This is a genomic window from Mesoplasma photuris ATCC 49581, assembly GCF_000702725.1.
Lineage (GTDB): Bacteria > Bacillota_I > Bacilli_A > Mycoplasmatales > Mycoplasmataceae > Tullyiplasma > Tullyiplasma photuris.
The window spans coordinates 1-2516 of the sequence record NZ_JNJI01000008.1; the positions used below are offsets into that span (position 1 = coordinate 1).

A 2516-nucleotide genomic window follows, 5' to 3' on the forward strand; every position below is an offset into this window, starting at 1 on the left:
GTTCCACCTTGCATTTCTACAAGCTTAATAATTGCTTCGATTGTTTCACCTGTTGCTAGAACATCATCAACTATAACAACTTTGTCTCCTGATTTAATATCACCATCATGCACTTGTTGATGATTTTCTCCATCTATATTTCCAATATCTCAGGATCAACATTTTTCAATAAATTTTTATCGTGTGTAACAAATATTGTTGCTCCTTCAAAATTAATTATAGCCTTTTCAATAATGTTTGCACTATGAATATCTAGAAAATTGGTTGGCTCATCCATTAATAATATAGTTCATTTTTGAGATAATAAAATTGAAATGTTTAATTGAACTTTTTCACCTTCACTTAATTGAATTATTTTTTTATGATATGTATTTTCACGATATTTAAACTGAGATAAATATTTTCTAATATTTATTTGAATATCAGGTATGTGTAAATCTATGTATTGTTTAACTGTGTAGTTTTTAAAGACATTATCTATTGATTGAGATAAGTAACCTATCTTATAAATGTTTTTATATTTATTAAAAATTGATTCTAATAGTGTTGTTTTTCCACTTCCGTTATTACCTAAAATTCCTATTTTAGAATTATTTTTAACACTTAAATTATACTTTTCTATGAAAAATAAATTACTTTTTCTAGATGGTAAATAAGAAAAACTTATTTCTTTATTTAATGTGTGCTGTATATTTTTCACTTCTAATTTTTCTAATTTGTTTTTTAAAGCTTTTTTATTTCTATTTATACTAGGATTTCCTTGCTTAGTCCATTTGCCTAATCTAGCATCAGAAATTCCCATCCTTTTCGGCTGTCTTTTAACATTTTCATGGTGAGTATTTCTATTATTAATAGCTTTCTCTATTTTATTTTTATTAGATATATATTTTATATATTCTGCTTTATTAATGTTTTCTTTATTTTGTTTTTCAATTAGGTATTTTTTATAATCCATCTTAAATATATTTAATTTGCAATCTTCAATTTCGTAAATTTCTTCAGCTGTTTTTTCTATTAAAAAACGATCATTCGATATAAGAATTATCAAACCTTTATATCTTTTAATTTTATCTATTAAGAATTTAATGTTATTAGAATCTAAATGAACGCTGGGTTCATCTAAAATAAGTAACTGATAATCGCCGGAAAATGCATCAATTATTTTTAATTTAGCAATTTCTCCACCACTTTTATAAAGAGATTCTATTTCCTTAAAATAAGACTGGTTTAAATAATGAGAAGAATAAGTATTATTCACAGTTCCACTATAATTATTATTTAGTTTCATTAAAGTTTTAGCGAAGGATGTTTTTCCACTTCCATTATTTCCAATTAATGCTATTATTTTGTTTTTATTAATATTTAAATTTTTTACCTCTAAAAGAATTTCTTCGTTGAAAGATAAAATAAAATCACTGATATGTATCACATAACCACCTCTTTTCAGAAGAGCAAAATATATTTAATTAAATTAAATTATTTTTCTGTGTACATTTAATCAACTACTTTCATTTTTATATATTTAGTTTAACACAAAAATTCTCTACTTTATAAAGCTAATAATTTTATTTATCATTTGTTTATAATACATTCATTGAAGTGCATAATATTTTTTAAGTAATTTTCTTGCACCATCTTTCTTCCTATTAGGAATGCAATTTGATTGTGTTGCAACATAGTTCTCTTTAACCAATTCCGGTTTCTTAATGTTAATTAAAATTGAAATCACAATTAGGTATATTTTTTACCATCTTTACCTCTAATTATGTGAATTGACATGTATAACATAATATATATTCATCTTCAGATCTATTGCCTAGTTTAGGAGCTGTATTTTAAGTAGTGTTATATTCTTCTTTTATGATGTTTTATTCAACGATTCTATCTCATCTATTAGCATTATTTACTGCAGAAACTTCTGTATAGAATGCTTTGTGTCCATATTCGATCTTCTAATAAAGCACCAACTACTGGTGTAACTTTTTCATTTCTTGAGATTGCTTTAGAGATTGTTGATAGGCATGGTCCAATAACATAGTAACTGATTCAACCAGGTTAGCTACTTCTTCTCCAAAAATAGATTCAGGCTCTTTTATTGTTACGGGAGTATCTTCAACAATGTCATGTAAATCACCAGCAATGATTGTTTTAGGACCCATTTGCATTTGTGCTAAAAAATAAGCAGTTGAAAGTAGATGATAAATATATGGATCACCATTTTTTTCTTCATTGACCACTGTGCAATTTTTCTGCATAATCATATGCATCTTTAATTTCTTTTTTATTAGAAATATAATTTCTTAATTCATTTTCTAGTTCTGAGTATTGTTTTATTTCAACAATCTCTAATTTATTACGTCTAACTCTATTTTTTTAATATAAGGCATTGTTGCCATAATTAATCTCCTTTTATTAAATTAAAACCTTTAATTGGTAAAAAAAACAAAGGCAAAAGCCTTTGTTATGTTAATACTTTAATATTTTTTGAACATTGTATTCAGCTAATAGATCATCTT

Annotated in this window: 3 protein-coding genes; all 3 read right to left on the reverse strand. The window is 24.9% G+C overall.

All coding sequences use genetic code 4. The features are described 5' to 3' along the window. A partial coding sequence (locus tag T347_RS0103665; RefSeq protein ID WP_031543420.1) for a phosphoribosyltransferase family protein occupies nt 1–113 on the reverse strand: 113 nt, incomplete at its 3' end. Between the two features lie 20 nt (nt 114–133). Next, nucleotides 134–1429 carry an ATP-binding cassette domain-containing protein gene (locus T347_RS0103670; RefSeq protein WP_031543422.1) on the reverse strand — a complete coding sequence of 432 codons (1296 nt, stop codon included), beginning with the start codon at nt 1427–1429 and terminating at the stop codon, nt 134–136. A gap of 538 nt (nt 1430–1967) precedes the next feature. After that, nucleotides 1968–2255: an HD domain-containing protein gene (locus tag T347_RS0103680; RefSeq protein ID WP_169734490.1), complete on the reverse strand. Its 288-nt coding sequence runs from the start codon at nt 2253–2255 to the stop codon at nt 1968–1970. Nucleotides 2256–2516 lie beyond the last annotated feature (261 nt).